Source organism: Pseudomonas abyssi (assembly GCF_002307495.1).
Taxonomy (GTDB): Bacteria; Pseudomonadota; Gammaproteobacteria; order Pseudomonadales; family Pseudomonadaceae; genus Halopseudomonas; species Halopseudomonas abyssi.
Map to the genome: position 1 here is coordinate 1 of NZ_NTMR01000079.1, position 301 is coordinate 301.

Genomic DNA, 301 nt, shown 5'->3' on the forward strand with positions numbered 1-301 from the left:
AGTGCAACACCTGACCTTTCCGGTACGGTGCTGCCCCATGTCTTATTCCGAACTCAGCGTTGAAGAGCGTGCCACCATTCAAGTTAGTCATGCCCAAGGCCTCAGCTTGCGCAGGATTGCCTGCTTGATCAACCGATCCCCTTCGACGGTCAGCCGGGAGATGCGCCGCAATCGAGATGCAGCTGGCAGCTACTCGGCCCGCGTGGCTCAGCAGCGGATGAAGGTCCGCCGCCAGGCTTGTCGGCCCATGCGAAAGCTGCTGCCAGGGAGTGAGCGCTTTGAACTGGTGATCCATATGCTG

Annotated in this window: 1 protein-coding gene; it reads left to right on the forward strand. The window is 59.8% G+C overall.

The features are described 5' to 3' along the window. Positions 1-37 precede the first annotated feature (37 nt). A partial coding sequence (locus tag CNQ84_RS20310) for a helix-turn-helix domain-containing protein (RefSeq protein WP_165771339.1) occupies positions 38-301 on the forward strand: 264 nt, incomplete at its 3' end.